The organism is Methylobacterium sp. 2A, from assembly GCF_009806555.1.
Taxonomy (GTDB): domain Bacteria; phylum Pseudomonadota; class Alphaproteobacteria; order Rhizobiales; family Beijerinckiaceae; genus Methylobacterium.
Map to the genome: position 1 here is coordinate 44,024 of NZ_VUOK01000034.1, position 22,229 is coordinate 66,252.

Sequence of the window (22,229 nt, forward strand, 5' to 3'; positions counted from 1 at the left end):
TCGGCGCGGGAAACCGGAAGAGGCGGCCATGTTGATCAAGCGCAAGCGCGAATGGGAGATCCCGGAACGCCTCGCCACCCCGGAGGCCCTGTTCCTGAACCGACGCGCCCTGATCGGCGGCGCGGCCGGGCTCGCGGCCGGCTCGCTCCTCGGTGGCCGGACCGCCCTGGCGGCGCCGGGCGACGCCTCGCCCTATCCGGCCGTGCGGAACCCCGCCTACACCCTCGACCGGCCGGTCACGCCCGAACGGTTCAGCGGCGACTACAACAACTTCTACGAGTTCGGCACGTCCAAGACCGTGCTGCCCGCCGCCAGCGCGCTGAAGACCCAGCCCTGGACCCTGAAGATCGACGGGCTCGTCGAGAAGCCGTTCGAGATCGGGGTGGACGACCTGATCCGGACGGTCGGCCTGGAGGAGCGTCTGTACCGGCACCGCTGCGTCGAGGCGTGGTCGATGGCGGTGCCCTGGACCGGTTTCCCGCTGGCGAAGCTCGTGGCGCTCGCCAAACCGAGTTCGGGGGCGAAGTACATCCGCTTCGAGACCTTCATGGACAAGGCGATGGCGCCGGGTCAGCGCGCGTTCTACTACCCCTGGCCCTATACCGAGGGCCTGACGCTGGCCGAGGCCGGCAACGACCTCGCCTTCGTGGTGACCGGCGTCTACGGCAAGCCGCTGCCCAACCAGTTCGGCGCACCGATCCGCATCGCGGTGCCGTGGAAATACGGGTTCAAGTCGGCGAAGTCGCTCGTCAAGGTCTCGTTCACGGCCGACCGGCCCAAGACCTTCTGGGAGGGGCTACAGGCCTCCGAGTACGGCTTCTGGGCCAACGTGAACCCGGCCGTGCCGCATCCGCGCTGGAGCCAGGCGACCGAGCGGGTGCTCGGCACCGACCAGCGCGTGCCGACGCTCATCTACAACGGCTATGGCGAGCAGGTCGCGGGGCTCTACAAGGGCCTGGAGGGCGAGCGGCTCTTCGTGTGAGCCGCCCGCGCCTTCAGTAGGTCCAGCGCTGCGCCTTGTTGACGAGGAAGTCCCGGAACGCCTGGACCCGGGCGACGGAGCGCATCTCCTCGGCGTAGACGAGATAGCTCTCAAGGCTCGGCATCTCGGTCTCGCGCAACACCTGCACGAGCTGGTGTTCGCCGTCCACCGCATAGTCGGGCAGGATCCCGATGCCGGCGCCGGCCTCCATAGCGCGCTGCAGGGCGCCGATGTTGTTCACCGTCAGGTGGACCTGGCGCCGGTCGCGCCCGTCCCGACCGGCATCGGCCAGCCAGTGGGCGGCGAGCAGGTAGGACGGCTCGTTGCCGCCGAACGAGACGAGACGGTGGTCGTCGAGTTCATCGACCGTCTTGGGCTCGCCGAAGCGCTTGACGTAATCCTGGCTCGCGAAGGCGTGGTAGTGGACGGTGAACAGCCGCCGCTGGATCAGGTCCGGCTGGGCCGGGCGGCGCATGCGGATCGCCACATCTGCCTCACGCATGGCGAGGTCCAGCTCCTCGTTGGTGAGGATCAGCTCGATGCGCACGTCCGGGTAGAGATCGAGGAATTCGCCGACCCGCTGGGACAACCACGAGGTGCCGAGCCCGACCGTCGTCGTGACCTTGAGGTCGCCCGTCGGCCGCTCGGCGGTCTCGACGAGGCGGGCGCGGGTATTCTCCAGCCGCAGCTTCATGTCCCGGGCGGCCCGGAACAGGAGATCGCCCTGCTCGGTGAGGAGGAGGCCTCGTGCGTGGCGGTGGAACAGCGGCGCCTTCAGCTCCCGCTCCAGGGCGCTGATCTGGCGGCTCACCGCCGACTGGCTGAGGCCGATATCGTCGCCCGCCTTGGTGAAGCTGCCCGCCTCGGCGACGTTCAGAAAAATCCGGATCTTATCCCAGTCCAAGGCAAGAACCCCTACCAGCGCGAGCCCGGACGCGGCGCCCGTACGAAGGCGGACGGGTAGCGCAGCGGGCGGATCACCGGCCGAGCTGCGCGGCGCCGACAGTGGAGAGACACGCCCGGCATCGCGCGGGTATGCGTGAGACGCATCCCGGCTCGGTCGACACCCCTATGCGCATGGCGCATGATCAAGCGCAAGCGCCAGGATCAGTTATTCGGTGCAAGATCGCCCGTCGACGCAATCACAAGATCACGTGGCATGACCTGAGACGAATCGCCTACTCAGCCGCCGCTGCCTGGACCGGGTTCTCGCCGATCTCGAGGTTGGCGAGGAATTTTTCCGCCTCCAGCGCGGCCATGCAGCCCATGCCGGCGGCCGTGATCGCCTGACGGTAGACATCGTCCGTCACGTCGCCGGCCGCGAACACGCCGGGAATGTCGGTCTCCGTGGTGCCGGGCTTGACGGTGAGGTATCCGCCATGGCGCATCGGCAGCTGCCCCTCGAAGATCGCGGTCGCCGGCTGATGGCCGATCGCCACGAACACGCCGTCGGCCTTCACCTCGCTGATCTCACCCGAGCGCGGGTCCTTGAGGCGGACATGGGTCACGCTCGGGGCGGGCTTCTGCACGCCGCAGATCTCGGCGATCTCCCGGTGCCAGAGCACCGCGACGTTCGGGTGCTTGAAGAGGCGCTCCTGGAGAATCCGCTCGGCCCGGAACGAATCGCGGCGGTGGACGACCGTGACCTTGCTGGCGATGTTGGCGAGGTAGAGGGCTTCCTCGACCGCCGTATTGCCGCCGCCGACCACCACGACCTCCTTGCCGCGGAAGAAGAAGCCGTCGCAGGTCGCGCAGGCCGAGACACCGCCGCCCTGGAAGGTCGCCTCGGAGGGGATGCCGAGCCACTTGGCCTGGGCGCCGGTGGCGATGATCAGCGCGTCGCAGGAATAGGTCTCGCCCGAATCCGCTTCGAGCCGGAACGGCCGCTGCTTGAGATCAACCTTCGTGATGTACTCGGAGACGATCCGGGTGCCGACATGTTCGGCCTGGAGCCGCATCTGCTCCATCAGCCACGGACCCTGGATCGCCTCGGCGAAGCCGGGATAATTCTCGACATCCGTGGTGATCATGAGCTGGCCGCCCGGCTGGAAGCCCGAGATCAGCAGCGGCTCCACCATGGCGCGGGCCGCGTAGATCGCCGCCGTGTAGCCGGCCGGCCCCGAGCCGATGATCACCAGCTTGGCGTGCGTATGGGCCATCTCTGTCTCCTCAGGCGCGATCGGCCGTGCGGTGCGCAGCATAAGCATTCGCGAGCGCCTGCGCGATCACCGGCGTCGCATCGATGGGCTTGTAGGTCAGATCCACCAACTGACCGGTGAACGGCCGCAGGGCTCCGGCGATCGCCAGCCCGGCGAACATCCGCCGGTGCCGGATATAGGTACGCGGCAGGTCGAACAGCAGGACCGGCGCGCCGGTGGCCACGGCCTCGCTCACCATGTTGGCCGAATCGGAGGTGACCACGATCGCGTCGGCCAAAGCCAGCATGGCGACGTAGGGATTCTCGCCGCTCCCGTCCCAGAGGAAACCACCCGTCTCGGCGGCCAGTGCCTTGACGGCGTTCCGGAGCGGGTCGGGGGTCCGGCGGGAAATCGTCACCATAAGGCGGCAGCCCTGCTCCACCAGATTGCGCAGGTCGCCGACGAGGCGGATCATATCCGTCTTGCGATAGCTCAGGTGCCGGCTGTCGCCGCCGACGAGGACGGCCACCCGCGGCCCGTCGAGGCGCGCGAGGCGCGGATCAGGCCGGGCGCGGGCCGCCGCGAGCCGGGCCGCCGTCACGAGGTGCGGCGCCGTCAGCGTGGTGAAGACGTTGGGGCCGCGCAGGTCGTCGTAATCCGGCACCCAGATGAAGTCGGCGCTGTCCTCGCCGGTGCGCGGGTCCTTGAGGAAGGCCGTGAAGGTGCGCCCGCCCGTGGCGCGCCGCACGGCCCGCAGATACGGCACGGACCGGCGACCCGAGGCGATCAGGATATCGGGATAAGGGCCCGACAGGGCACCGGCCCGGCGCCGGGGTCCCTCCCGCGGGTCGATGGGTCCCCAGGGCGCCATCCAGCCGAACGGCCCCGAGGCCGGCACCTGCCGGATCTCGAAGGCGACGCCCAAAGTCTCGGCGATCCCGACGCACTGGTTCTCATCGCCGGCCTTGCCGTCGGTGACGATCCAGGCGCGGGCGCGGGCCAGTTCGGGGAGGGGTTCGGATCGCGCGTCCGGTCGGTTGCGCAGGGCGGGTTTCGCCTCCGTCACGTCGATGCTTGCCATACGCCTTGCTCGGGAAATCCGCTCCTGCCCCGGTGCCGAGCCCGACCGCCGGAGCACCGCATTTAAGATCGGCCCTTCGATCCCATCCATCCTCCTCGTCCTGAGGTGACCGCTGCGCGGGCCTCGAAGGAGGGCTCCAGGGATCGCAGTGGGATCTGGAGGGCTCCTTCGGGCCTGCGCTGCGCTCCGGCCCCTCAGGATGAGGGGATGGTTGGGAGAACCGTCACCTGAACATACCCCGCGCCGGCGGATCGGTCCGTCTTCCCCACCTTCAAAACACCTGTCGTGAAAGCGTGGTCACTCCCGCGGCAGGTCCCGCGCCAGCCACTGGGCGTAGATATCGGCGATCGCCGCCAGCCGACGCCCCTCGAATTGCGGATCGTACCACGCACCGCCGTAGCTCGACGGCATCGCGGTCATCTGCGGATGCCGACCGAGGATCTGTCCCTTCGGCCCCACGAGCAGCGCCTCGCCTTCGAGGTAATCGGTCTGGAAGTTGCCGCCCAGGCCCGGCCGCGCACCACTGCCGGCATAGGGCCGCAGCGACAGGCTGCTGACCACCACGACGAGGCGCGGGCCGCGTCCGCCGATCCGATCCGAGAAATTCCTGCGCAGGGCCTCGGTCAGGTCGGCCGCCAGCGCCTCGGCCTGCAAGCCCGCCCCCTTGTCGCGCAGCGGCCGCACGTCGACGCGGATGTCGGAGAACCGGGCGGTCGCCGGAAACTCGTCCGCCGCCGCGGAGCCCGCGGCGGCGAGGAGGATCAGCCCGGCGAGCCGGCCCCAGAAGCGCAAGAGCATGCCCTCAGCCGCCGTACTGGACGGCGACGACCTCGTAGGACTTGCCGCCGCCGGGCGTCGTCACCTCGACGGTGTCGCCGACGCCCTTGCCGATCAGCGCGCGGGCGATCGGCGAGGTGATCGAGACCCGGCCGGAGCGCACGTCGGCCTCCGGCTCGCCCACGATCTGGTAGGTCTTCTCCTCCTCCGTGTCCTCGTCGACGAGCTTCACGGTGGCGCCGAACTTGATCTTGCTGCCCGAGAGCTTGGTGACGTCGATGATCTCGGCGCGCGCGATCATGCTCTCCAATTCCATGACGCGGCCCTCGTTGTGGGACTGCGCCTCCTTGGCGGCATGGTACTCGGCGTTCTCCGACAGGTCGCCCAGCGCGCGCGCCTCGGCGATCGCCTGGATGATGCGCTGGCGCTCCACCTGCTGGCGGTGTTTCAGCTCCTCTTCGAGGGCTGCGAAGCCGCGCACCGTGATCGGAACCTTGTCTATCGTCATCGTCTCGCGCCACAATGAAGAGGCCCGGCCGAGAGTGCAGCACTCTCTCCGGGCCACGAGATAAAGTCAGCGGGACCCTGAGGCTCAGGCCGCGAAGTATTCCTGCAACGCGCGGACCTTGAGATCGCCTTCTAGATAGGCCTTGATCCCCTCGGCCGCGGCCACTGCGCCGGCTAGAGTGGTGTAATACGGCACCTTATGCAAGAGGGCCGCGCGCCGGAGGGAGCGCGAGTCCGACAGGGCACCGGCGCCCTCCGTGGTGTTGAGGACGAGGTGGATGCCGCCGTTCTTAATCGCGTCGACCACGTGCGGCCGGCCTTCCAGAACCTTGTTGATCCGCTCGGCCGGGACGCCGTTCTCGACCAGATAGCGCTGCGTGCCACCGGTCGCCAGGATGGTGAAGCCGAGGTCGCACAGCAGCTTCATGGTCGGCAGGATGCGGACCTTGTCGGCGTCGCGCACCGAGACGAACACGGCGCCCGCCTTCGGCACCTGCGTGCCCGAGCCGAGCTGGCTCTTGGCGAAGGCCACGCCGAAGCTGGCATCGAGCCCGATCACCTCGCCGGTGGAGCGCATCTCCGGCCCGAGCAGCACGTCGACGCCGGGGAAGCGCGCGAACGGGAACACGGCCTCCTTCACGGCGATGTGGGGCAGGGTCTTGGGCTTCAGGCCGAAGGCCGAAAGCGGCTCGCCCGCCATGATCCGCGCCGCGATCTTGGCGATCGGCTCGCCGATCACCTTGGCGACGAACGGCACCGTGCGCGAGGCGCGGGGGTTCACCTCCAGCACGTAGATCGTCCCGTCCTTGATCGCGTACTGCACGTTCATCAGGCCGACGACGTTGAGGGCGAGCGCCATCGCCTTGGTCTGCCGCTCCAGCTCGGCCATGATCTCGGGCGAGAGCGAGCGCGGCGGCAGCGAGCAGGCCGAATCGCCGGAATGGATGCCGGCCTCCTCGATGTGCTCCATGATGCCGGCGATGAACACGTCCGTGCCGTCGCAGACCGCATCCACGTCGACCTCGACCGCGTCCGACAGGTAGCGGTCGAACAGGAGCGGGTTCTTGCCCAGCACCGTGTTGATCTGGCCGGTCTTGTCGTTGGGGTAGCGGGCCTTGACCTCGGAGGGGATCAGGCTCGGCAGCGTGTCGAGGAGGTAGTCGGCGAACTGCGTCTCGTCGCGGATGATCGCCATGGCGCGGCCGCCGAGCACGTAGCTCGGGCGGACCACGAAGGGCAGGCCGAGATCGGCCGCGACCAGCCGGCTCTGCTCCACCGAATAGGCGATGCCGTTCTTCGGCTGCTTCATCCCGAGCTTGTCGAGGAGCCGCTTGAACTGGTCCCGGTCCTCGGCGAGGTCGATCGCGTCGGGCGAGGTGCCGAGGATCGGCACGCCGGCGGATTCGAGGGCGCGGGCGAGCTTCAGCGGGGTCTGGCCGCCGAACTGCACGATCACCCCGTGCAGGGTGCCGGCCTGCCGCTCGGTCTCGATGATTTCCAGCACATCCTCGGCGGTCAGCGGCTCGAAGTAGAGCCGGTCGGACGTGTCGTAGTCGGTCGAGACCGTCTCCGGGTTGCAATTGACCATGATGGTCTCGTAGCCCGCATCCGACAGCGCGAAGCAGGCGTGGCAGCAGCAATAGTCGAACTCGATGCCCTGGCCGATCCGGTTCGGGCCGCCGCCGAGGATCACGACCTTCTTGCGGTCCGAGGGCTGCGCCTCATCGACCACCGCGCCCGCGAAGGGGGCCACGTAGGTCGAGTACATGTAGGCGGTCGGCGACTTGAACTCGGCCGCGCAGGTATCGATCCGCTTGAAGACCGGCCGAACGGACAGCGCCCGGCGCTTGGCGCGCACCTCGGCCTCCTCCAGGCCGGCCAGCACCGCGAGGCGCGCGTCGGAAAAACCCGCCGCCTTGAGCTGGCGGAAGGCGCCCGCCGTGCCCGGCAGGCCGTGGGTCTTCACGCGGTTCTCCAGATCGATGATCGCCTGAAGCTGCTCCAGGAACCACGGATCGATCTTGCAGGAGGCGTAGACCTGCTCGTGGCTGACGCCGAGCCGCAGGGCCTGCGCGACCTTCAGGAGCCGGTCCGGGGTCGGGGTGCCGATGGCCGCCTTGATGGCGTTGTGGTCGTCGCCCTTGCCCAGCCCCTCGATCTCGATGTCGTCGAGGCCGGTCAGGCCGGTCTCCAGCGAGCGCAGCGCCTTCTGGAGGGATTCGGCGAAGCAGCGGCCGATCGCCATGGCCTCGCCCACCGACTTCATGGCGGTGGTCAGCGTCGGCTCGGCGCCCGGGAACTTTTCGAAGGCGAAGCGCGGGATCTTGGTGACGACGTAGTCGATCGTCGGCTCGAACGAGGCCGGGGTGGCGCCGCCCGTGATGTCGTTGGCGATCTCGTCGAGCGTGTAGCCGACCGCGAGCTTGGCGGCGACCTTGGCGATCGGGAAGCCGGTGGCCTTCGAGGCGAGCGCCGAGGAGCGCGAGACGCGCGGGTTCATCTCGATCACGATCATCCGCCCGTTCTCGGGGTTGATCGCGAACTGCACGTTCGAGCCGCCGGTCTCGACGCCGATCTCGCGGAGCACCGCCAGCGATGCGTCGCGCATCACCTGGTATTCCTTGTCGGTGAGCGTCAGCGCCGGGGCGACGGTGATCGAGTCGCCCGTGTGGACGCCCATCGGGTCGATGTTCTCGATCGAGCAGACGATGATGCAGTTGTCGTTCTTATCGCGGACGACCTCCATCTCGTACTCTTTCCAGCCGAGCACGCTCTCCTCGATCAGCACCTCGTTGGTCGGTGAGGCGTCGATGCCGCGCTCGACGATGTCGAGGAACTCTTCCCGGTTGTACGCGATGCCGCCGCCGGTGCCGCCCATGGTGAAGGACGGGCGGATGATCGCCGGCAGGCCGACCTCGGCCAGCGCGATCAGCGCCTGCCCGATGGCGTGCTCGCCGTAGCGCTTGCGCCGGTCGGTCTCGCCGGCCATCCAGCTCTTCTCGAAGGCCGCGAGCGCAACCCGGCGCGCCTCGGGATCCGCGTTGGCGGCCTCGATGCGGGCGATCTCGGCGAGGTATTTTTCGCGATCCGCCTTCTTGGCCGCGGAGGCGTTCGCCAGCGCCGATTTCGGGGTGTCGAGCCCGATCTTGGTCATGGCGTCGCGGAACAGGCTCCGGTCCTCGGCCTTGTCGATCGCCTCCGCGGTGGCGCCGATCATCTGCACGCCGTACTTCGCGAGCACGCCCATCTTCTGCAGCGAGAGCGCGCAGTTCAGCGCCGTCTGGCCGCCCATGGTCGGCAGGATCGCGTCGGGGCGCTCCTTCTCGATGATCTTGGCGACGATCTCCGGCGTGATCGGCTCGACATAGGTCGCGTCCGCCATGTCCGGATCGGTCATGATCGTGGCGGGGTTCGAATTGACCAGGACGATGCGGTAGCCCTCCTCGCGGAGCGCCTTGCAGGCCTGGGTTCCCGAATAGTCGAACTCGCAGGCCTGTCCGATGATGATCGGACCCGCACCGATGATCAGGATCGAGGAGATGTCGGTGCGTTTGGGCATCGGGGGCCTTTTCAGGCCAAGCGCGCCCGATCGGACAGGGCCAGAACCCTGCGCCCGGACGCGCGTGGCGGGATTATCGTTGAGCCCCGCGTTTACACGGGCCGTCCCCGCTTTGGAAGGCCGGAGCGGATTCACAACCCAAGCGCGCACATGACGCGCGACGCAGCCACCTTAAGCTAAATCTGGAGATCTTCCAAGTTTATCGAGCGGTCAAATGCGTGCTTGCTGGTTGTGAACGCGGTCCGTAAGGCTCGAACGATCGTCATTTTCGTCGATCGTCATGACAATGGTTCGAGACTGGCTATGATCAGGGGATCCATGGGAGCCGCAGCACTGCTGATCGGCTCGATCTTCGGAGCGAACGCTGCGGAAACCGTCGTGAAGACGTTGAACAGCGGCCCCGGCGGGATGATGGTCTTCGATCCCGCCTACGTGAAGATTCAGCCCGGTGACACGATCCGGTTCGTGCCGGCCGACAAGGGCCACAACGCCGAACTCATCAAGGGCATGGCGCCGGAGGGCGCGCCGGCCTTCAAGACCGTGGTTGGCAAGGAGGAGACCGTGACCTTCGACAAGGCCGGCCTCTACGGCTTCAAATGCGCGCCGCATTACATCATGGGCATGGTCGGCCTGATCCAGGTCGGCGACAAGCCCGAGAACCTGGAGGCCGCCAAGGCGGTCCAGCACGGCAAGCTCGCCGCCAAGCGCTTCGAGCCGCTGTTCGAGAAGGTGCAGTAAGCCGGTCGGGGCGGCGCGGGCCGCCCCGTCTCAAAAGCCGGCGTAGAGGGCCGCCACGGCCCGGTCGATCGAGAGGTAGAACACCCCGAACGCCACTACGGCAGCCGCCGCGAACTCGACGGCGACGTTCGAGAGCGTCTGCGCGCGGCGCAGGGTCTCGCGGCCGAAATACAGGGACACCCAGGCCAGGGCGAGGACGGCCGGCAGGGCGAACAGGTAGGACACCGTGCTCTCGATCCGGTCGAGGCCGCCGGCGGGATCGATCAGCGCGCGGATGTTGCGCACCCACGGGGCGTAGAAGGCGGCGGTGAGGGCGGTCAGCCAGGACAGGCCCACCGCCACGCCGAGATGGAACGTGAAGGTGCGGTGCAGGCGGGAGAAGTCGTCACGCGCCTCGTCGATGGTCATCCGGCATTTCCCTCCGACGGAGCCGGTGCCGGCGGGCGCGGATGCGCCGCCGCTCACGGCCGTCACGGGTCTCTTAAGCCGGCGGATTTCGCGGATTTTATGGCCCCGGCGGGGCCCGATTGGGATGCCGCCGGAAACCGATCAGGCTTTCGCTTCGCGCTCCGGCTCGCCCGAGCGCATCAGCGTCACGAACCGCTCGAACAGGTAGTGGCTGTCGCGCGGGCCCGGCGAGGCCTCGGGGTGGTGCTGGACCGAGAAGGCCGGGCGATCGGTGAGCGTCAGGCCGCAATTCGAGCCGTCGAACAGCGAGACGTGGGTCTCCACCGCGGTCTCCGGCAGGCTGTTCGGATCCACCGCGAAGCCGTGATTCATCGAGACGATCTCGACCTTGCCGGTGGTCTTGTCCTTGACCGGATGGTTCGCGCCGTGATGGCCCTGGCCCATCTTCACGGTCCGTCCGCCGAGCGCCAGGCCCATGAGCTGGTGCCCGAGGCAGATGCCGAAGGTCGGCACCTTCGCGTCGAGCAGCTTGCGGATCACCGGCACCGCGTAGGCGCCGGTCGCGGCCGGGTCGCCCGGGCCGTTCGACAGGAACACGCCGTCCGGCTTCAGCGCCAGGATCTCTTCCGCCGTCGTGGTGGCCGGCACCACGGTGACGTCGCAGCCGGCCTGGGCCAGCAGCCGCAGGATGTTGCGCTTCACGCCGTAATCGATCGCCACGACCTTCAGGCCCTCGCCGGAGGCGCGCTTGCCGTAGCCGTTGCCCAGCGCCCAGACGGTCTCCGACCATTCGGACGGCGCGCGGCTCGTCACCGGCGGCACGAGGTCGAGGCCTTCCATCGGCGCCAGCGCCGCCGCGCGGGCCTTCAGCGCCTCGCGGTCGAACCGGCCCTCGGGATCATTGGCGATCACGGCGTTCGGCATGCCCTGGTCGCGGATTCGGGCGGTGAGCGCCCGCGTATCCACACCGGTGATGCCCACGATGCCGCGCGCCTTCAGCCAACCGTCGAGGTGGGACGAGGAGCGCCAGTTCGACGGCTTCGTCACCGCCGAGGCGATGACCGTGCCGCGCACGCCGGAGGCCGGGGCCGCCTCCAGGCTCTCCAGATCCTCGTCGTTGGTCCCGACATTGCCGATATGCGGGAAGGTGAAGGTGACGATCTGCCCGGCATAGGACGGGTCGGTCAGGATCTCCTGATAGCCGGTCATGGCCGTGTTGAAGCAGACCTCGCCGTCGGCGATGCCGGTCTGCCCGATGCCAAAACCCTCCAGGATCGTGCCGTCGGCCAGGACCAGCAGGGCCGTGGCGACGGGCTCGGCCCAAGGCTCGGGCGCCGGGGCGTCGGAAGCGGGCGCAGCGGCGTCTTGCAGCATGGGGTGAGTCTCGCTTATGTCCGGCCGAAGGCGGGCGCCGGGTTGCGGCGCTCTCGGCTTGCGGCATGATCGTGTGCGGCGCTCTTAGCGAGCGGCCCGCGATGGGGTCAATGTGGCTCCGCGCCCCGCAGGGCTCAACGTCTGCTTATCACAGGGCAGATCCGCAAATCGCAGGCCAGCCCGCCGTTTCGACCGTTGGAAGGTTTACCCAGATGCTGCGCGCGCGCTTCACCACCGAGATGAAGGAGGCCATGAAGGCCGGCGACAAGGAGCGGCTTGCCACCGTCCGGATGATCCAGGCCGCCCTCAAGGACCGGGACATCGAGGCGCGCGGCAACGGCAAGGACCCGATCTCCGACGACGAGATCCTGTCGCTCCTCCAGAAGATGATCAAGCAGCGCACCGAATCGGCCAGCGTCTACGAGCAGGGCGGCCGCCCGGAGCTCGCCGCCAACGAGCGCGCCGAGAGCGCCATCATCGAGAGCTTCCTGCCGAAGCAGATGGACGAGGCCGAGACGCAAGCCGCGATCGACGCGGCGATCGCCGAGACCGGCGCCGCCGGCCCGAAGGACATGGGCAAGGTGATCGCCGCCCTGAAGGGCGCCTATGCCGGCCGGATGGATTTCGGGAAGGCCAGCGGCCTGGTGAAGGCGGCGCTGGCCGCGAAGGGCTGAGGCGCTCTCAACTCTCGCGGTCCATCCGAGCCCTGACGTAGCTCCGCAGGACCGCGTTGATTCGGCTCTGGTACCCGGCGCCCTCGTGCCTGAAATAGTCGAGCACGTCGGCATCCAGGCGGATCGAGACCGGGATCTTGCGGGGCGGCACGGTCACTTCGGCCCGCGACCAGTCGATATCGAGGGGCACGGCATCCGGATCCTGGCCGGCTGCGTCCGCAATGTCCGCATCGCTCAACGCTGCGAGCCGACCGAAATCGGTCACGCCAGGGCGGCGTTCAGGCTCCAAAACGTGCCGTGTAGGCTTGTCTCTCATCGCGCCTCGCAGCCCTCGCGGAGATGACCCGGATGATCCCGACTCGATCGGTCCAGACCAGGGCGATCACGCACTGATCCATCTTGCCGAGGCTGACCTTCCGAACTTCCTCGTTCCTGATCGTTTCGACGGTCAGGTGAGGATGATCGAACACACCGATCGCATCGCGAAAATCGATGCCGTGCTTCTCGAGGTTGAGAACCCGCTTGCGCTCGTCCCCTTCGAAGCCGTCCGGCGGCATTGCATAGCCTGGAATCGATTCCGCGTCGATACGATCGTATATACGCGATCGGGAAACGCGAGCAGGGACCGCAGGCCGGCATGGTTCAGGGTGCCGCAACGCGGCGTTCTCCACGCAATCCCCCATCCGTCCTGAGCCCTGCCGAGGAGCGGGACTCAACCCCGTTGCCACGCTAGACTGTGCGGCCCCGCAAACCGATCACAGGCCCCGTGCGCTATCCGCCCCACATCCTGGAAGAGATCCGTGCCCGGCTGCCGGCCTCCTCAGTGGTCGGACGGCGGGTCCAGCTCAAGAAGGCCGGCCGGGAATGGCGCGGCCTGTCGCCGTTCAACGCCGAGAAGACCCCGTCCTTCTACGTGAACGACCAGAAGCAGTTCTATCACTGCTTCTCCTCCTCCAAGCACGGCGACATCTTCACCTTCCTGATGGAGACGGAGGGCCTGAGCTTTCCCGAGGCGGTCGAGCGGCTGGCGGGCGAAGCCGGCGTCAGCCTGCCCGCACCCACCGAGGACACGCGCGCCGCGGAGACCAAGCGCGCGGGCGCGATCGAAGTGATGGAGATGGCCGCGCGCTGGTTCGAGGAGCGGCTTCAATCCGGGCAGGGGAGCGAGGCCCGCGCCTACCTCGAACGCCGGGCTCTCGGACGGGAGATCCAGGAAAAATTCCGCCTGGGCTATGCCCCGAACGAGCGCTACGCCCTGCGGGATCATCTGGCCCGGCAGGGCGTCGACAAGGCGCTGATGATCGAGATGGGATTGCTGGCGGCCGGGGAGAACGTCTCGGTCCCGTACGATTATTTTCGCGATCGGGTGATGTTTCCGATCACCGACACGCGCGGCCGGGTGGTGGCCTTCGGCGGCCGGGCGCTCGCCAAGGACGTGCGCGCCAAGTACCTGAACTCGCCGGAGACCCCGCTCTTCCACAAGGGCCGGACGCTCTACAACCTCCACGGTGCCCGCAAGGCGGCGCACGAGCGCGGCTCGATCATCGCGGTGGAGGGCTACGTCGACGTCATCGCCATGACGCTCGCGGGCCATCCCGAGACGGTGGCGCCCCTCGGGACGGCCCTCACCGAGGACCAGCTCGGCCTGCTCTGGCGCCACGCCGACGAGCCGATCCTGTGCTTCGACGGCGACAAGGCCGGCCAGCGCGCGGCCTTCCGGGCGCTGGACCTCGCGCTGCCGCTCGTGACGGCGGAGAAATCAGTCCGCTTCGCCGCATTTCCGGCCGGTCAGGATCCGGACGATCTCTACCGCTCAGGCGGCGCAGACCGGATCCACGAGATAGTTCAGAATGCCATAAGCTTCTTCGACGTGCTCATCGCGAAGGCACTGTTCAGCAACGCCCGGGAAACGCCTGAGCAAAAGGCGCGCTTCGCTCAGGATGTCCGCGCCGACATCGAAAAGATCAACGACCGCGATCTGAAATTTTCATACCATCAAGAACTTCGGGAGCGTCTAAAGGCTCTCAATAGCTCGCCGACCGCCGCCGGTTGGAAGGGGCAGCCACGCGATCGTCGGCAGTCCCAACCGAGTCGCACGTTCATTCGTGAAAAACCAAGCGTCTCGGTCACGGCTTCGGTTGGGTTCACGGGTGCTGCTTCGATACGCGAAGCACTGATCGTCGGCACGCTGCTGGTTCAGCCCGAGATGCTCGCCGACTTTGCCGAGGAGATCGCCGAGCTCGACTTCGAGGATCCGGATGCCAAGGCGCTCCTGTCGGTTCTGCTCGCCTGCGCGGCCGAGGACGAGCGTACGGATCCGGACGTGTTGCAGAACCGCATCACTCGCGCCGGACTGAGCGCCGCCGCAGAGCGCATCCTGGCCCTGGCCCGCTCGCGGGACCGCAATACCGTCGCCCCACATGCCGATCCCGCGCAGCGCGCAGACGCGCTCAGACAGGCGATGATCTTGCACCGGCAGGCAGGAGCGCTACATAGCGAACTTCGCGAAGCACGGCAGGCGTTTGAGAACGATCCGACCGATGCCGGTTGGGCATGGCTCTGCGAAGTGAAGGCGAGGCTGGACACCGTCATCGCCGCCGAGGCTGAGGCCGACTTGCCGGTGTCGAGCGACTCGACGGCCGCCTGACGGCTGTGTCATGGCGGTATGGCTGGCGGTGGCGATGGGGAGCGGCCCGCCATAGTTAACAATCGGTCAAGCCTCAGGCTTGCATACGGATACCGACGACTCAAGGCGACGGAGCGATCCGGCGCCGATCCCGTACCGCGGTGCCGCTGGCGTGGACCGGCCTCTCAAGGGCCTCCGCAGCGCGCCGCCCACGAAACAATAGGCTGATCATGGCGACGAAGGCAACGGAACGGGACGAGACGGACGCTGCCCCCGAGCAGCAGACCGACGGGCCGCTCCTCGACCTGACGGATGCTTCGGTCAAGCGGATGGTGAAGCTCGCCAAGAAGCGCGGCTACGTGACCTACGAGGAGGTCAACGAGGTGCTGCCCGAGGGCCAGTCCGATCCGGACCAGCTCGAGGACGTGCTGTCGCAGCTCTCCGAGATGGGCATCAACGTCGTCGAGGCCGAGGAGACCGACGAGGCGGCCGCCGGCGAGAAGGGCGCCGAGGGCGAGGAGGAGGAGGCCGAGGGCGGCGAGGTCGCCGAGGTCGCGCCGACGCGCGCCGTCGCGGTCGCCACCACCACCAAGGAGCCGACCGACCGCACCGACGATCCCGTGCGGATGTACCTGCGCGAGATGGGCTCGGTGGAGCTCCTGTCCCGTGAGGGCGAGATCGCGATCGCCAAGCGGATCGAGGCCGGCCGCGAGGCGATGATCGCGGGCCTCTGCGAGAGCCCGCTGACCTTCCAGGCGATCATCATCTGGCGCGACGAGCTCGTCGAGGGCAAGGTCCTCCTGCGCGACATCATCGATCTGGAGGCGACCTACGCCGGGCCGGACGGCAAGAACGCGCCGCAACTCGCCGAGGGCGAGGAATCCGAGGACGGCGAGCCGCCGGCGCCCCCCGAGGGCGGCGACGACGAGGACGACCTGGAGAACAACGTCTCGCTCGCCGCCATGGAGGCGGAGATCAAGCCGCGCGTGCTGGAGACCTTCGACTCCATCGCGGCGAATTACCGGAAGCTGCGCAAGCTCCAGACCGAGGGGACGGAGCGCAAGGCCGCCGGCACGCAGAACACCCCCGCCCAGGACCAGAAGCAGGCCGAGCTGAAGGACATCGTCGTCGCCGACGTGAAGTCCCTCTCGCTCAACAACAACCGCATCGAGGCGCTGGTCGGCCAGCTCTACTCGATCAACAAGCAGCTGATCGGCCACGAGGGCCGGCTGATGCGCTTCGCCGAGAGCCACGGCGTCGCCCGCGACGAGTTCCTGCGCCACTATCAGGGCTACGAGCTCGATCCGAACTGGATGGAGCGCGTCGGCACGCTCGGCGGCAAGGGCTGGAAGAACCTCGTCGAGAAGGGCTCGCGGCAAGTCGCTGAGCTGCGCGCGCAGATCCTCGACCTCGCCTCCGAGACGGGCCTGGAGATCGGCGAGTACCGCCGCATCGTCAACATGGTCCAGAAGGGCGAGCGCGAGGCGAGGCAGGCCAAGAAGGAGATGATCGAGGCGAACCTGCGCCTCGTGATCTCGATCGCCAAGAAGTACACGAACCGCGGCCTGCAGTTCCTGGACCTGATCCAGGAGGGGAACATCGGCCTGATGAAGGCCGTGGACAAGTTCGAGTACCGCCGCGGCTACAAGTTCTCGACCTACGCCACGTGGTGGATCCGGCAGGCGATCACCCGCTCGATCGCCGATCAGGCGCGCACGATCCGCATCCCGGTGCACATGATCGAGACGATCAACAAGATCGTCAGGACCTCGCGCCAGATGCTGCACGAGATCGGGCGCGAGCCGACCCCGGAGGAGCTGGCCGAGAAGCTGGCCATGCCGCTGGAGAAGGTGCGCAAGGTGCTCAAGATCGCCAAGGAGCCGATCTCCCTCGAAACGCCGATCGGCGACGAGGAGGACAGCCACCTCGGCGACTTCATCGAGGACAAGAACGTCGTCCTGCCGATCGACGCGGCGATCCAGAGCAATCTTCGCGAAACGACGACGCGCGTCCTCGCGTCTCTGACCCCGCGCGAAGAACGCGTGCTGCGCATGCGCTTCGGCATCGGCATGAACACCGACCACACCCTCGAGGAGGTCGGCCAGCAATTCTCGGTGACCCGCGAGCGCATCCGCCAGATCGAGGCGAAGGCGCTGCGCAAGCTGAAGCACCCCTCGCGCAGCCGGAAGCTGAGGAGCTTCCTGGACAACTGAGCCCCCGCCGCGGCACGGACCGCGGCGCTCCCCCGTCGACCGCGTTGCCACGGTGCTGCGCGGCATCCAGTCTGGCGCCATGCTCGAACGCCGCCCGCCAACGCCCGGTCTGCCGACGGCCTTCGCGGACGGCACCGAGGCCGATGACGTCCCCTTCGGCGCGATCCAGCCCTCCGTGGGCATCCGCGACTGGCTGCTCGGCGAGGCGGCCCGGATGCCGAACGCCGAGGACATGCTGGCCGGCCTCGCCGAGCGGCTGATCGCGATCGGCGTGCCGGTGGACCGCGCCTCCACGGCGATCGACACCCTGCACTCGGAATATGCCGGCGTCGGCCGGATCTGGACCCGGGGCGGCGGCACCACGGTCCGGCTGTTCCCGCACGGCGCCCGCGCGACGGACGCCTACCTGAACAGCCCGTTCCACACGGTCCACGAGACCGGGGAATGGCTGATCCTCGACCTCGCCGAGACCCCGGACGATGCCTATGCGATCATCCCGGACCTGAAGGCCTGCGGCTACACCGCCTATGTCGTGGCGCCCTTGTTCTTCACCAACGGCACCAAGAACGGCATCACCTTCGCGACCCGGGCTCCAGGGGGGTTCCGCGACGACGACATCGCGATCCTGCGCTTCGTCATGCCGGCGCTCGCGGCCGTGATGGAGATGCGCGTCCTCAACAAGCAGCTCGACCACGTGCTGCGGCTCTATGTCGGCGACGAGCCCCACCGCGCGATCCTGGCGGGCGACATCCGCCGCGGGCAGGTGACGCGGATCCGCTCGGCGATCCTGTTCGCCGACATGCGCGACTACACCCGCACCTCCGCCGATATGACGCCCGAGGAGGCAGTGGGCCTGCTCAACGTGTTTTTCGACTGCCTCGTGCCGCCGATCGAGCGGGAGGGCGGCGAGGTGCTGAAGTATCTGGGCGACGGGCTGCTGGCGATCTTCCGCGAATCCGGCGACGATCTCGGTGGCGCCGCCAAGGGCGCGCTCACGGCGGCCCAGCTCGCCCTGGAGGCCCTCGACGAGGCCAATGCCCTGCATCAGTTCCCGGTGCCGGTCGCGGCCGGCATCGCGCTCCATCACGGCGAGGCCGCCTACGGCAATGTCGGCTCGGGCGCCCGGCTCGATTTCACGGTGATCGGCCGCGACGTGAATCTCGCGAGCCGGCTAGCCCAGCTCAACCGCATCCTGGGCGAGCCGCTGCTGATGTCGAAGCCGTTCGTCGATTTCCTCTGGGGGGACCCGATCCCCCTCGGCGAGCATCCGCTCGACGGTTTCCGGGAGCCGATGGCGGTGTTCCGGCCGAAGTTCTTGCGGCCACGCAAACCCAGCTGACTGTGTCGCCGGTGGGCAGGGCTCTACGCGCTCAATCGCTCCCATTCCGGCGCGAACGCCGAACTGTAGGGGGCTTGCTGCAAGCCCCAGACCGGATCGATCATCTTCTCCGTCACCTCCCGGGCCAGGATGCCGGCGCGGGAAAAGACGTCTCTCGGGACATTGCGGCGCCCCAGGATCTTCAGGCAGGCGTATCCGCACGCGCCATACTGGCCGATGTGGTAGGCGTTGACGGCGAACTCATCGAGCAATCCATATTCGTAGACCCACGGATTCAACGATATGCCCTCGCTCGGGAGCTCAAGCTCCAGGCCCGCCTCGGCATAGCGATAGCCCTCCGCGAAGCGCTTCCGTTCCCTGCAATAGCGGCTGGCCCCGTGGCGCGCTTCCGCCCGCGCCGGAAGGACGTGGATGGCCTGCTCGTAGAGAGGCAGCACCGTGTCGGCGGGCTCACCCACGCGCTCCGCGTTGACGGCGGCCATGAGCAGATTGAAATAGACTTCCTCATCCCAGCCGCCCAGATCGGCCCGCTTCAGAAAGCAATCAAACGCCTTCCGGTATTCGCCGGCCGCATCGTAGGTGATCCCGAGATACATCGTGTACCGCGCGATCATGAAGCGATCGGTCTCGACCGCCAGCGCTTGTTCGAGAACGGCGATGTCGCGTGCATTCGCCGTCTTGTCGCGATGGCGCGCGCCGTCCTCGCCCCGGCGCATCGCGAGAGGAAGGATCGGCGTCTCGTCGATGTCGGGGCAGGAGAGGAACTCGTGCAGGACGCCCCGATACCGCCAGTTCTTCCGGCTGCTGACGAGCTGGTTGCGCCAGTATCGCGTCTGCGCGTCGATGATCTCGAACCGGTAGCCGGGCTCGCGCAACTTCGGCATCGTGAAGCCGTCCGGAATGATCAGCTCGTCATCGGCGTCGATGATCAGCACGTAATCCGCGTGGCGCCGCGCGAGCTTCAGGGCCTCGTTCCGGTTCGTGGCGAAATCCACCCAGGGCCGCTCCTTGAGGGCGCCCGGCAGATCGGCCATCGCCGTGCGGATGATGTCCTGCGTCCCGTCCGTGGATCCGGTATCCACGATGATCCAGTGATCGATGATCGGGCGGACCGAATCCAGACACCGGCGGATAACGTGGGCCTCGTTCTTGACGATCATCGACAAACAGATCGAAGAGCCAGTTTTCTTCGCCATCGAACCGCCCTGAACGGCAAATTTGAATTTTCAGTCGCAACCACCACCGCGCATAGCACGACTCATCGACCGCGAAAAGAGATCCGATAAGCTCATATGTCCTGATAATATACTTGAACACTTAAGTTCAAATACCCGGCCAGGTCTGTCGATCGACATATAACGTGAGAAACATCTTTTCTCTTCGATCCCGTCGCGGGCGCCTTCGGGCAATCTTCACGCCGACGCAGATCGGAAGATGCGGGGCGGACAGGCTTCGAAGCCGCTCAGCCCCGGAGCGTCATCGTGCGGCCGGACACGCTGAAATCGCGCAGGCGCCCGAGGAACGACATCCCCAGCAGGCTGGTCGAGAGGAGCCCCCGCGGGATCACCACGGCCTCCACGTCGCGCACCGTGATCGAGCCGATCTGCATGACCGCAATCCGGATCGGCGCGACCCGAACCCGCCCGTTGGCCGTGTTCCAGACGCGCGTGAAGTCCGTCGGACCAACCCGGATCCCGATCCGTGCGGCGTCCTCCTCGGAGAAGGCGCAGGCGCTCGCACCGGTATCGACCATCATCGACAGCGAACGGCCATCCAGCAGCGCGCTGACGAAGAAGTGGCCGTTGCGGCCCGCCTGCAGCGCCACGCCCGCGGTCGCGCCGGCTGCGGCAACCGGCTCCGCCTGTGGCGCGATGAGCAGGGCGGCCGGGGCCGGTCGCTGGCCCTGACGCAACTTCTGGACGGCCGTCACCCCCACGAAACCCAGCGTGCAGACGAGCAGGATGGTGCGCACGCGGATTCATGTCCGAGTTCGGGCTGCCGATGGGCCGATGACACCGCGGACCCATGAAGGGATCGTGCGCGGCCATCGACGGGCCGATCCTGAGCTCGCCCATTCCGCTCGGCTTGGTGTCCAGACCGTGACTGCGGCCCACCACTTTTCCCGCGAACGGCGCTGATGGACTCGCCGCGGGGTTGACCGGCGTCCCTCGGGCGACCAAATCTGTGTCCGTTCCAGGGAGATCCCCGGCAAGGGGCTGAGAAACCGCTGGCACGTCCGTCAGGACCTGCGGCGCGGAAATCCTTCGAACCTGATCCGGCTCATACCGGCGTAGGGATTGGACCTCGGCCGCCCGCAGGGCAGGCCACAGCTTCTCACCGAAGCCTCCGGCCCGATCTCCACGTTGGAACCCTGTGGAGAGACGCGTGTCCCTGGACCGCCCCCCGTCACCGATCGGACAACGCCGCGGCCCCGCGGTGACGATCGCGCAGGCCCCTTGTCCTGAACGCTCCGACATCGCGATCGTCGGCGGCGGGCTGATCGGCCTGTCGATCGCGTGGCGGCTTGCCCGCGCGGGCCGCTCCGTCACCGTGCTGGAGCGCGAGACGATCGGCGCGGGGGCGAGCCTCGCGGCCACCGGCATGCTGGCGCCGGCCGCCGAGCACGAGCCGGGCTCCGATCCGCTGCTGCCGCTCGCCCTCGACTCGCTCCGGCGCTGGCCGGCCTTCCGCGATGCGCTGGAGGCCGAGTCCGGCCGGTCGATCGATTACCGGGCGGACGGCACGCTGGTGCTGGCGATCGGCCGCGACGAGGTCGAGCGCCTGCGCTTCCGCTACGATCTCCAGCGCCGTTCCGGGCTCGACGCGGCCTGGCTGCCGGGCAGCGAGGTCCGGCGCCTGGAGCCGGGCCTGCGCCCCTCGGTCACCGCCGGAATCCAGTGCCCGCTGGATCATCAGGTCGATCCGTGCCGCGTGATGGCCGCCCTGGCAGAGGCCTGCCGACGCGCCGGCGTCACCCTGATCGAGCACGCCCCGGTCAGTGCCCTCGACTGGTCGGGGGGCCGCGTCGCGGGCCTGCGCGTTGGCGAGCACGCCATCGCGGCCGGGACCGTGATCCTGGCCACCGGCGCCTGGAGCGGGGAGGGGGGCCTGCTCCCCGAGACGCTATCGCTGCCGGTGCGGCCCCTGAAGGGCCAATCGCTCGCCCTGCGCACCACCGCCCGGACCGGCACGCTTGCCCGGATGGTCTGGACCGAGCAGGTCCACATGGCGCCGAAGAGCGACGGCCAGCTCATCGTCGGCGCCACCGTGGAAGATTGCGGCTTCCGACCCGGCATCACCGCGGGCGGCCTCTACGCGCTGCTCGAAGGCGCGCGCCGGGTGCTGCCCGGGATCGAAGAGATGGAGGTGGCCTCCGTGTGGAGCGGCTACCGGCCGACCTCGGACGACGACGCGCCGATCATCGACACGCTGGCCCCCGGGCTCGTCGCCGCCACGGGCCATCACCGCAACGGCTATCTGCTCGCCCCCGCGACCGCCGACGCCGTGGCCGAACTGGTGACCGCGGGCGCCTTGCCGGAGGTGGCCCGCCCCTTCACCCGGGCGCGGTTCGCGCAGGTCCAGCCCCGGAGGGCCATGGCATGAAGCTCTTCATCAACGGCGAGCCGCGCGAGCGCGACGCCGAGACCGTGGACGCCCTGTTCCGCCAGGAGGCGGAGGAGGGGGGCATCGAGAGCCCGCAGGGCGTCGCCATCGCGCTGAACGGCCGGGTGCTGCGCCGCCGGGACTGGGGCGAGACCCCGGTCGCCGAGGGCGACCGCGTCGAGATCGTCCGCGCCATGCAGGGAGGTTGAG

At 68.1% G+C, this 22,229-nt stretch carries 20 protein-coding genes and 1 riboswitch; of the genes, 8 read left to right on the plus strand and 12 right to left on the minus strand.

Annotation, left to right across the window (positions count from 1 at the left end):
• The first annotated feature begins 28 nt into the window (after positions 1-28).
• Positions 29-982 (plus strand): protein-methionine-sulfoxide reductase catalytic subunit MsrP, encoded by a 954-nt coding sequence (msrP, locus tag FVE89_RS16410; protein WP_160535023.1) that lies wholly within the window; start codon positions 29-31, stop codon positions 980-982.
• A 13-nt stretch (positions 983-995) separates the two neighbouring features.
• Here the strand turns inward: msrP and FVE89_RS16415 are convergent, their stop codons facing one another.
• The 6 genes from FVE89_RS16415 to carB all read right to left on the minus strand — a co-directional run bounded on the left by FVE89_RS16415 (position 996) and on the right by carB (position 9,044).
• Positions 996-1,886 (minus strand): LysR family transcriptional regulator, encoded by an 891-nt coding sequence (locus tag FVE89_RS16415; protein WP_160535024.1) that lies wholly within the window; start codon positions 1,884-1,886, stop codon positions 996-998.
• Positions 1,887-2,160: 274 nt separating this feature from the next.
• A complete protein-coding gene (gene trxB, locus FVE89_RS16420) occupies positions 2,161-3,141 on the minus strand; it encodes a thioredoxin-disulfide reductase (protein ID WP_160535025.1) in 981 nt (326 codons plus the stop codon).
• Positions 3,142-3,151: 10 nt separating this feature from the next.
• On the minus strand, positions 3,152-4,201 hold the full coding sequence (locus tag FVE89_RS16425) for a mitochondrial fission ELM1 family protein (RefSeq protein ID WP_160535026.1): 1,050 nt from the start codon (positions 4,199-4,201) through the stop codon (positions 3,152-3,154).
• Positions 4,202-4,498: 297 nt separating this feature from the next.
• The gene (locus FVE89_RS16430; RefSeq protein WP_160535027.1) at positions 4,499-4,999 is read right to left on the minus strand and encodes a hypothetical protein; all 501 of its coding nucleotides are present in this window, start codon (positions 4,997-4,999) and stop codon (positions 4,499-4,501) included.
• A 4-nt stretch (positions 5,000-5,003) separates the two neighbouring features.
• The gene (gene greA / locus FVE89_RS16435; RefSeq protein ID WP_342106222.1) at positions 5,004-5,480 is read right to left on the minus strand and encodes a transcription elongation factor GreA; all 477 of its coding nucleotides are present in this window, start codon (positions 5,478-5,480) and stop codon (positions 5,004-5,006) included.
• Positions 5,481-5,570: 90 nt separating this feature from the next.
• A complete protein-coding gene (gene carB, locus FVE89_RS16440) occupies positions 5,571-9,044 on the minus strand; it encodes a carbamoyl-phosphate synthase large subunit (protein WP_160535029.1) in 3,474 nt (1,157 codons plus the stop codon).
• A 318-nt stretch (positions 9,045-9,362) separates the two neighbouring features.
• Here carB and FVE89_RS16445 point away from each other — a divergent pair, with 318 nt between their 5' ends.
• The gene (locus FVE89_RS16445) at positions 9,363-9,782 is read left to right on the plus strand and encodes a pseudoazurin (RefSeq protein WP_246730889.1); all 420 of its coding nucleotides are present in this window, start codon (positions 9,363-9,365) and stop codon (positions 9,780-9,782) included.
• A 30-nt stretch (positions 9,783-9,812) separates the two neighbouring features.
• Here FVE89_RS16445 and FVE89_RS16450 read toward each other — a convergent pair whose 3' ends face one another.
• Complete coding sequence (locus FVE89_RS16450; protein WP_160535031.1) at positions 9,813-10,190, minus strand: hypothetical protein; 378 nt, start codon at positions 10,188-10,190, stop codon at positions 9,813-9,815.
• A gap of 141 nt (positions 10,191-10,331) precedes the next feature.
• A complete protein-coding gene (gene carA / locus FVE89_RS16455) occupies positions 10,332-11,564 on the minus strand; it encodes a glutamine-hydrolyzing carbamoyl-phosphate synthase small subunit (protein ID WP_160535032.1) in 1,233 nt (410 codons plus the stop codon).
• A gap of 212 nt (positions 11,565-11,776) precedes the next feature.
• On the opposite strand from carA, the gene FVE89_RS16460 reads away from it, so the two are divergent.
• On the plus strand, positions 11,777-12,238 hold the full coding sequence (locus tag FVE89_RS16460; protein WP_160535033.1) for a GatB/YqeY domain-containing protein: 462 nt from the start codon (positions 11,777-11,779) through the stop codon (positions 12,236-12,238).
• A 7-nt stretch (positions 12,239-12,245) separates the two neighbouring features.
• Here FVE89_RS16460 and FVE89_RS16465 read toward each other — a convergent pair whose 3' ends face one another.
• Together FVE89_RS16465 and FVE89_RS16470 are read right to left on the minus strand one after the other, a co-directional pair.
• Positions 12,246-12,503, minus strand: coding sequence for a BrnA antitoxin family protein (locus tag FVE89_RS16465; RefSeq protein WP_342389926.1), 258 nt, complete (start codon positions 12,501-12,503; stop codon positions 12,246-12,248).
• A gap of 13 nt (positions 12,504-12,516) precedes the next feature.
• Entirely contained in the window at positions 12,517-12,909 is a 393-nt protein-coding gene (locus FVE89_RS16470; protein WP_342389927.1) for a BrnT family toxin, read from the minus strand.
• 95 nt (positions 12,910-13,004) lie between these two features.
• On the opposite strand from FVE89_RS16470, the gene dnaG reads away from it, so the two are divergent.
• From dnaG to FVE89_RS16485, 3 genes are all read left to right on the plus strand, one after another.
• Positions 13,005-14,885 (plus strand): DNA primase, encoded by a 1,881-nt coding sequence (gene dnaG / locus FVE89_RS16475; RefSeq protein WP_160535036.1) that lies wholly within the window; start codon positions 13,005-13,007, stop codon positions 14,883-14,885.
• Positions 14,886-15,094: 209 nt separating this feature from the next.
• Complete coding sequence (gene rpoD / locus FVE89_RS16480; protein ID WP_160535037.1) at positions 15,095-17,077, plus strand: RNA polymerase sigma factor RpoD; 1,983 nt, start codon at positions 15,095-15,097, stop codon at positions 17,075-17,077.
• 79 nt (positions 17,078-17,156) lie between these two features.
• A complete protein-coding gene (locus FVE89_RS16485; protein WP_160535038.1) occupies positions 17,157-18,416 on the plus strand; it encodes an adenylate/guanylate cyclase domain-containing protein in 1,260 nt (419 codons plus the stop codon).
• Positions 18,417-18,439: 23 nt separating this feature from the next.
• On the opposite strand, the gene FVE89_RS16490 is transcribed toward FVE89_RS16485, so the two are convergent.
• Positions 18,440-19,612 carry a glycosyltransferase gene (locus FVE89_RS16490; RefSeq protein ID WP_342389928.1) on the minus strand — a complete coding sequence of 391 codons (1,173 nt, stop codon included), beginning with the start codon at positions 19,610-19,612 and terminating at the stop codon, positions 18,440-18,442.
• A 266-nt stretch (positions 19,613-19,878) separates the two neighbouring features.
• Positions 19,879-20,388, minus strand: a complete 510-nt coding sequence (locus FVE89_RS16495) for a TIGR02281 family clan AA aspartic protease (RefSeq protein ID WP_342389929.1) — start codon at positions 20,386-20,388, stop codon at positions 19,879-19,881.
• Between the two features lie 214 nt (positions 20,389-20,602).
• A riboswitch (TPP riboswitch) is annotated at positions 20,603-20,731 on the plus strand.
• Between the two features lie 70 nt (positions 20,732-20,801).
• On the opposite strand from FVE89_RS16495, the gene thiO reads away from it, so the two are divergent.
• Both thiO and thiS read left to right on the plus strand, forming a co-directional pair.
• Positions 20,802-22,019 (plus strand): glycine oxidase ThiO, encoded by a 1,218-nt coding sequence (gene thiO / locus FVE89_RS16500; protein WP_160535040.1) that lies wholly within the window; start codon positions 20,802-20,804, stop codon positions 22,017-22,019.
• Positions 22,016-22,228, plus strand: coding sequence for a sulfur carrier protein ThiS (thiS, locus tag FVE89_RS16505; protein WP_160535041.1), 213 nt, complete (start codon positions 22,016-22,018; stop codon positions 22,226-22,228). Before thiO ends, thiS begins: the two co-directional genes overlap by 4 nt.
• Position 22,229 lies beyond the last annotated feature (1 nt).

Bases quoted from the DNA above. Each gene is read 5' to 3' on its own strand.
- FVE89_RS16490 (WP_342389928.1), bottom strand. From the start codon at position 19,612: ATGGCGAAGAAAACTGGCTCTTCGATCTGTTTGTCGATGATCGTCAAG.
- carA (WP_160535032.1), bottom strand. From the start codon at position 11,564: ATGCTGCAAGACGCCGCTGCGCCCGCTTCCGACGCCCCGGCGCCCGAG.
- FVE89_RS16485 (WP_160535038.1), top strand. From the start codon at position 17,157: ATGCTCGAACGCCGCCCGCCAACGCCCGGTCTGCCGACGGCCTTCGCG.
- msrP (WP_160535023.1), top strand. From the start codon at position 29: ATGTTGATCAAGCGCAAGCGCGAATGGGAGATCCCGGAACGCCTCGCC.
- carB (WP_160535029.1), bottom strand. From the start codon at position 9,044: ATGCCCAAACGCACCGACATCTCCTCGATCCTGATCATCGGTGCGGGT.
- FVE89_RS16425 (WP_160535026.1), bottom strand. From the start codon at position 4,201: ATGGCAAGCATCGACGTGACGGAGGCGAAACCCGCCCTGCGCAACCGA.
- FVE89_RS16450 (WP_160535031.1), bottom strand. From the start codon at position 10,190: ATGACCATCGACGAGGCGCGTGACGACTTCTCCCGCCTGCACCGCACC.
- trxB (WP_160535025.1), bottom strand. From the start codon at position 3,141: ATGGCCCATACGCACGCCAAGCTGGTGATCATCGGCTCGGGGCCGGCC.
- FVE89_RS16460 (WP_160535033.1), top strand. From the start codon at position 11,777: ATGCTGCGCGCGCGCTTCACCACCGAGATGAAGGAGGCCATGAAGGCC.
- FVE89_RS16430 (WP_160535027.1), bottom strand. From the start codon at position 4,999: ATGCTCTTGCGCTTCTGGGGCCGGCTCGCCGGGCTGATCCTCCTCGCC.
- rpoD (WP_160535037.1), top strand. From the start codon at position 15,095: ATGGCGACGAAGGCAACGGAACGGGACGAGACGGACGCTGCCCCCGAG.
- FVE89_RS16445 (WP_246730889.1), top strand. From the start codon at position 9,363: ATGGGAGCCGCAGCACTGCTGATCGGCTCGATCTTCGGAGCGAACGCT.
- thiS (WP_160535041.1), top strand. From the start codon at position 22,016: ATGAAGCTCTTCATCAACGGCGAGCCGCGCGAGCGCGACGCCGAGACC.